Raw genomic sequence first — 6,458 nt, 5'->3', positions numbered from 1 at the left:
ATCAATTTGCGATTCTGTACGGAGATCGGTTCATCAGGCCAACCTGGTGAAATCAAGGCCTGCCTGACGGCAGGCCGTTACCGGCCCGCACACAAAAAATCTGACACTTCCCCGCTTTGCGGCCCTTCGCACTTCAAGGCGCCCCTCAGGCATGCTCGACGAACACATCAGCAAACACCTGCCCCCGCGGTACCCCTGCCATGAACATGCGCCGGGCAAACCGCTCGACACTCGCCGGTGCCCCACACAGCAGCGCCACCGTCTGGCGCGACAACAGCCGCATCCTGGCCAACGCTTCATCCACATGCTCCACCAGCACCAGCTCGACACTCACCCCGGGCAGCTTCAGCAGCTTCTCCGCCAGATAGTGCCCAGCCGGATCCCGCGCCACATGCACCACCCGGATTTCGCCCCGATGCCCCCGGCGCAACGCTTCGCGCAAGATACCCCAGAGCGGCGCCAGCCCGGTTCCCGCAGCCAGCAACCACAGCGGCCGCTCCTGCCAATCTGGGTCGTAATGAAGGGCTCCGCCTCTGAATTCCCCCAAACGCATCTGATCCCCGACCTGCAGACCACGCGCCTTGTCGCAAAAGGCACCCGGCCGCTGACAATCGATATGAAACTCGAGAAAATCGTCCTCACCCGGCAGACTGGCGGAGGAATAAGGCCGAGCAACCGCGCCTAGCCACAGCACCACGTGCTGCCCCGCCTGGTAACGCACCACCCGATCGGGGCGCAACCGCAGGCGCAATACATCGCCAAACCAGTCCAACGCACAGACCTGTGCCGGTACACCACCCAGCAAGGGGTCGTATAGCGCCACACGCAGGTCCTCGACCACCCGGCACTGGCAAGCCAGACGCCAGCCTTGGGCGTGCTTCTCCAACGCCAATGCCTCGGGCAATGCGTCTGCCGGTTGCCCTTCCAGGCAGCGCACCAGGCAGGCGTGGCAACTGCCAGCACGGCAACTGTAAGGCACATTCAGCCCCGCCTCGTTGAGGGCATCGAGCAGGTTGCTGCCAATGGGCACAGTCCAACGGCGCAAGCCCACATAGATTATGGGCATGATTACAGTTTCTCCAAAACAAGGAACCCGACGGCGGGTTTCATGGCGAATGTACCACAGCGACGGCAGAATTATTTTTTACAATCAACGAATTGAGTGTCAACTGACAAATTTGACAGTTTAACCTTGATGGTTAACACATCACGCTGGGATCTCCTCAAGCGTGGAGGTACCCATCATGAAATTCACACCTATAAAATCAGAACTATTAGACCCTGACTATGGCGAACAAGGCATTGCTTATCCAGACCTGAACTTGGTGTCAATAAACGCCTCAACAGTCTCAGCCAAAGATGATAAATGGCGCCTGTGCGTAGGTCAGACCCGTATTGGCGATGCGTTGGGTTATGCGCTCATGCGCATAGACCACAACGGGAAATTGGATACTACGTTTGGCAAAGGCGGCTTGGCTACCGGAACCTTCAAAGAGGGCTTCAACTCTTCATCCGCAGGCATTCATCTGCACGGCGAGCACATCATCATCACGGGCACCTGCCGCGACCCATCGACCAACTTGGAGTTGCCGGCGCTGGCTCGTTTCACTGCGAACGGGCAGTTGGACACCCGATTCGGCAGCCATGGACACAAGGTCATCGAACTGCCCCCGGCACCTCCGAAGTCCTCAACAAATCCGACAACGAATCCGGCAGCGGCACCGCCCCTCACCAGCATATCCAGCACAGACGGAGTTTTTGTTACCTACCAGTACCCCTGGTCACACAGCGTGCTGATGAAGTTTAACTTCGACGGAGATTACGACACCAGCTTCAATAAGGTTGGATATAAATTCCTGACCCCTCCTCAATCTTCCGAAAGCTCCGGAAGAGTCTGCTTGATCACAGGCAGAAAAATCTATGTCTGCGGCATCACTACAATCAAGGACGACAGTGGCCCCTACATAGTCTGCTTGAAAGACACCGGTTTGGAAGATGGAGAGTTTGGTGCGAATGGATATTTACTATCGGAGCTCGCGAGCGGGTTGTATTTCCATGATCTGGATACGCTGAATGATGAAGGCAGCATCGTTTGCATCGCCTCCGTGGGCCTGCAAAAAGGCTACCTGACGGCCTTTACGCGCAGCGGCTCGAAAATCCCCGGCTTCGGCGGCACCACCGAATTTGGTGGCGAGGGCGGGCAGTGGACAAGCGGATACGTCAACCGTTCCCTGGAGAAAATTATCACCTCCGGTTCCACGTTAGGCGGTGAAGAAGCTGATGTCGTCGTCGGGCGCTTCAACCTTGACGGAACTCCTGACACAGCATTTGGTGAAAACCGCGGCTGGGGACGCATTGCATTGGGTGACAGCATGGATATTGCCGTGAGATCCAGCGCCGAGGTGACTGGCAAAACCATCATCTGCGGAACCGATTTCGAGTCCGGTCGTGCCCGCGTGGGCTTTTTACTCCGTTGCAACACGGACAGTTGACCCCATCACCTCTGCTACGTTGTAGTGATCAAAGGCCGAGTTCACCTTAACCCGTGCACGAGCTCGGCCTGTACCCTCCATATTCTTCAGTCGGCTCACCCCCTATCACCACTCAGCCTCTTGGATACCTGTCGCCTGCGACGTCACGCTTGGCAGAAAAACCATGCCTGCCCGTTACCGACCATGGTCCAGACCGGCCGCAGGTGTGCCGGGCACGGATGCGCGCTATACTGCCGCGCCTTTTTCCGTCGGCCTGACCTGCCGGCGCCTTGCAAGGCGCTTCGACGTGCTGGTCGGCTATGTCGAGCGTCTTTTTGAATGTTCCCGTCTTTAAGAGGAGCGCGCTGCATGACCGTGATCAAGCAAGACGACCTGATTCAGAGCGTCGCCGACGCCCTGCAATTCATCTCGTACTACCACCCCGTCGATTTCATCCAGGCCATGCACGAGGCCTATCTGCGTGAGGAGTCGCCTGCTGCACGCGATTCCATCGCCCAGATCCTGATCAACTCGCGCATGTGCGCCACCGGCCATCGTCCAATCTGCCAGGACACCGGTATCGTCACCGTGTTCATCCGCGTGGGCATGGACGTGCGCTGGGATGGCGCCACCATGAGCGTCGACGACATGATCAACGAAGGTGTGCGTCGCGCCTACAACCTGCCTGAAAACGTCCTGCGCGCTTCGATCCTGGCCGACCCGGCCGGTGCCCGCAAGAACACCAAGGACAACACCCCGGCAGTGATCCACTACTCCATCGTCCCCGGCGACAAGGTGGAAGTCGATGTCGCAGCCAAGGGCGGCGGCTCGGAAAACAAGTCGAAGATGGCCATGCTCAACCCGTCCGACTCGATCGTCGACTGGGTACTGAAAACCGTGCCGACCATGGGTGCTGGCTGGTGCCCACCTGGCATGCTCGGCATCGGCATCGGCGGTACCGCCGAGAAGGCCGCGGTCATGGCCAAGGAAGTGTTGATGGAGTCCATCGACATTCACGAACTGAAAGCCCGTGGCCCACAGAACCGCCTGGAAGAAATCCGCCTGGAGCTGTTCGACAAGGTCAACCAGCTGGGCATCGGCGCCCAGGGCCTGGGTGGCCTGACCACCGTGCTCGACGTCAAGATCATGGATTACCCGACCCACGCGGCGTCCTTGCCGGTGTGCATGATCCCCAACTGCGCCGCTACCCGCCACGCCCACTTCGTGCTTGATGGCACCGGCCCGGCAGAACTGGAAGCGCCGTCGCTGGACGCCTACCCGGAAATCGTCTGGGAAGCCGGCCCAAGCGCCCGTCGCGTCAACCTCGACGACATTACTCCGGAAGAAGTGGCCAGCTGGAAGCCGGGCGAAACCATCCTGCTCAACGGCAAGATGCTGACCGGCCGCGATGCCGCGCACAAGCGCATGGTTGAAATGCTCAACCGTGGCGAAGAGCTGCCAGTAGACCTGAAAGGCCGCTTCATCTACTACGTCGGCCCGGTCGACCCGGTGGGTGACGAAGTGGTAGGCCCAGCCGGCCCGACCACTGCTACCCGTATGGACAAGTTCACCCGCCAGATCCTTGAGCAGACTGGCCTGCTGGGCATGATCGGCAAGTCCGAGCGTGGCCCGACCGCCATCGAGGCGATCAAGGACAACAAGGCCGTGTACCTGATGGCTGTTGGCGGCGCTGCCTACCTGGTCGCCCAGGCCATCCGCAAGTCGAAGGTACTGGCCTTCGCCGAGCTGGGCATGGAAGCGATCTACGAGTTCGAGGTCAAGGACATGCCGGTGACCGTCGCTGTGGACAGCAACGGCGAGTCGGTACACATCACTGGCCCTGCCCTGTGGCAGAGCAAGATTGCCGAAAGCCTGGCCGTCGAAGTGAAGTAACCTGATGTAACTGCGGCGGCGGCTTCGCGGGCAAGCCCGCTCCCACACGTACAGCGCAAGCCAGAAGGCTACGCGTTACCTGTGGGGGCGGCCTTGGCCGCGAAGAGGCCGCACTGTCATCACAGGACTCTCTCGAACTGCTCCGGCCAGTCCCGCCAGGTAAACACCTGCCCTTCCCGCCTCACCCGACGCACTTCCTGCAGATCTACCTCACACACCAGCCACTGGCTGCAGTCCGGGTTCAACTGCTCGCTCAACGCCACCACCCCATCCCCCGGCATCCCGTGATCCGGCGGCACGAACAAGCCTGCCCGGCCGATATTCTCGTCCAATGCCGGCGACCAGGGCGCCACCCCCACCGTAGGGCTCTGCAACACGGCAATCTGGTTCTCCAGGGCGCGCGCCTGGGCGCCGATACGCACCCGGTGATAACCGGCTTCGGTATCGGTACAACTTGGCGCCAGGATCAGATCGGCACCACACTCGGCCAGGCGGCGGGCCAGCATCGGGAACTCGTTGTCGTAGCAGATCAGAATGCCCAAGCGCCCCAGTTCGGTTTCGAACACCTGCAGCCCCTGGCCTGCAGCGATGTCCCACTGCTCGCGCTCGAAGCGGGTCATCATCAGTTTGTCCTGATAACCCAGCACACCCTGGGGGCCGAACAGCCAGGCACGGTTGCGGTAGCGCCCATCGTTGTCCAGCACCGGCACACTGCCCGGTTGCAGGTAGATCCCCCAGCGTCGGGCAAGGCTCTCGCACAACGCTTTCCAGGGTTCGATCAGCGGCTGGATGCCGGCAATCGATGCCTTCAGGTCTTCCCGCTGCCCGGCATTCAGCTGGCCGCTCAGCACCAGCCCGGCGTACTCCGGCAGTAGCAGCAAGCGTGCCCCCGCCTCCACCGCTTCGGCGCACAGGCCTTGCAGGTGGTCGGCGTAGGCGTCCCAGGTTTCGTGCAGCTCGATGGCGTACTGGCAGGCTGCCAGGCGGATCATATCGGCAGTGCCTTGAGCCAGAACGACATCAGCTTGTCGGAGCTTTCCTGCTCGTCCAGGTCGCGCCAGGCGTAGGTGGTACGCAGCGATGGGTCGTGCAGGAAGCCGCGGTTGCGCCAGAAGCCGTGCAGGGGTTTGTACTCGGCTGGCCGGCGCGGGTGCGCACCGGGTCGCTCGACCGCGCAGAACGCGCAGTAATCGAACTCGGCCAGTTTGTGTGCGTAGGACTCGCGCTCGATGAAGAAGCGAACCCCCAGGCCCTGTCCGCGGTATGCCGGCAACACCAGCGACTCCCCGAAGTAGTACACACTGGCCGGGTCGCGCCCCTGGGCCAGGAATGGCTGCTGGAATTCGGGCGCGACATCCACCAACGGCAGGCCGGTAGAGGCGCCGACCACCTTGCCGTCGTCCAGCGCCAGCACAACCAGGCTGCGCCCGGAGCGGGCATAGTTGGCCAGGTAGTCGGCCTCGTACTCCGGGGTGCCGTCGTACAGGTAGGGGAACTCGCGGAACACAGTAAGGCGCAGGCGAGCGAGGTCATCGATGTAAGGCGCGATAGCGGCACCGTGCAACAGGCGTATTTCCATGTTTGGCGGTCGTTTTGTCGATGTGGATGACGCGCTCGGCTAAGCCGGGCTTGAGGGGAAACCCTATCATCCGAGTTAACGACCCGCCTTTTCCCTACACGACAGGAAATGTTCCATGACCGCAACCGAACTGGTAAATGCTTACTACGCCGCCTTCAACGCGGGTGACATGCCGGCGTTTCTGGCGCTGCTCAGCGAAGACGTGATCCACGACATCAACCAGGGCGAGCGTCAGATGGGCAAGGCCAGGTTCGCCGCGTTCATGGACAAGATGAACCGCTGCTACCGCGAGCGCCTGGCCGACATCGTGGTGATGCAGAACGCCGATGGCAGCCGCGCGGCGGCGGAGTTCACCGTGCATGGCCAATACCTGGCCGATGACGAAGGGTTGCCGACAGCAAACGGCCAGACCTATGTGCTGCCGGCGGGGGCGTTCTTCTATATTCACTGTGGCAAGATTGCCCGGGTGACCAACTACTACAACCTCAATGACTGGGTTGAGCAGGTTGCCTGAA

General features: G+C 60.9%; 6 protein-coding genes. 3 read left to right on the top strand and 3 right to left on the bottom strand.

Annotated elements, in window-relative coordinates:
* Positions 1-145: 145 nt before the first annotated feature.
* Positions 146-1,066, bottom strand: a complete 921-nt coding sequence (locus tag I8746_RS22850) for an iron-sulfur-binding ferredoxin reductase (protein ID WP_221101081.1) — start codon at positions 1,064-1,066, stop codon at positions 146-148.
* 178 nt (positions 1,067-1,244) lie between these two features.
* Here I8746_RS22850 and I8746_RS22845 point away from each other — a divergent pair, with 178 nt between their 5' ends.
* Positions 1,245-2,492 carry a hypothetical protein gene (locus tag I8746_RS22845; protein WP_047603314.1) on the top strand — a complete coding sequence of 416 codons (1,248 nt, stop codon included), beginning with the start codon at positions 1,245-1,247 and terminating at the stop codon, positions 2,490-2,492.
* A gap of 348 nt (positions 2,493-2,840) precedes the next feature.
* On the top strand, positions 2,841-4,364 hold the full coding sequence (locus I8746_RS22840) for a fumarate hydratase (protein ID WP_003255232.1): 1,524 nt from the start codon (positions 2,841-2,843) through the stop codon (positions 4,362-4,364).
* 119 nt (positions 4,365-4,483) lie between these two features.
* Here the strand turns inward: I8746_RS22840 and I8746_RS22835 are convergent, their stop codons facing one another.
* Entirely contained in the window at positions 4,484-5,356 is an 873-nt protein-coding gene (locus tag I8746_RS22835) for a carbon-nitrogen hydrolase family protein (protein WP_020193316.1), read from the bottom strand.
* Positions 5,353-5,943 (bottom strand): GNAT family N-acetyltransferase, encoded by a 591-nt coding sequence (locus I8746_RS22830; protein WP_003255235.1) that lies wholly within the window; start codon positions 5,941-5,943, stop codon positions 5,353-5,355. Before I8746_RS22830 ends, I8746_RS22835 begins: the two co-directional genes overlap by 4 nt.
* Before the next feature lie 115 nt (positions 5,944-6,058).
* Between I8746_RS22830 and I8746_RS22825 the strand changes: the two genes are divergently transcribed.
* Positions 6,059-6,457, top strand: coding sequence for a nuclear transport factor 2 family protein (locus I8746_RS22825; protein WP_019750534.1), 399 nt, complete (start codon positions 6,059-6,061; stop codon positions 6,455-6,457).
* The last annotated feature ends 1 nt before the right edge of the window (position 6,458 follow it).

Origin of the sequence: Pseudomonas sp. USTB-Z (assembly GCF_019691255.1) — a bacterium.
Classification (GTDB): domain Bacteria; phylum Pseudomonadota; class Gammaproteobacteria; order Pseudomonadales; family Pseudomonadaceae; genus Aquipseudomonas; species Aquipseudomonas alloputida.
Note: the sequence above shows the minus strand (reverse complement) of the source record. Positions and strands in the feature narration are given on the sequence as shown.